Raw genomic sequence first — 252 nt, 5'->3', positions numbered from 1 at the left:
TCGTCGGCATGCGCAGCCAGCCCGGCAATCCCTACGACGGCCACACCCTCGCCGACGCCCTCCAGCAGGTCGAGACCCTCACCGGCCAGCGTCCCAGCCTCGCCGTGGTCGATCGCGGCTACCGCGGTGTGGATCGGCATGGAATAGGAACCCTGTTGGAGGGGTGATCGGCGTCCAAACGGGACCCCACTGACGGCGGGGTTCACAGTGGTTTCCGGGATGATCGGGAGCCAGTGCTGGGATGCTGGTCGT

The 252-nt window shown here is 67.5% G+C and carries 1 pseudogene; it reads left to right on the top strand.

The features are described 5' to 3' along the window. Nucleotides 1-146 (top strand): annotated as a pseudogene (locus ROTAS13_RS26890) (IS5/IS1182 family transposase); the annotation flags it as partial. Nucleotides 147-252: the final 106 nt, after the last annotated feature.

Origin of the sequence: Roseomonas sp. TAS13, from assembly GCF_001950415.1 — a bacterium.
In the GTDB taxonomy this organism is placed as follows: domain Bacteria; phylum Pseudomonadota; class Alphaproteobacteria; order Acetobacterales; family Acetobacteraceae; genus Roseomonas; species Roseomonas mucosa.
Note: the sequence above shows the minus strand (reverse complement) of the source record. Positions and strands in the feature narration are given on the sequence as shown.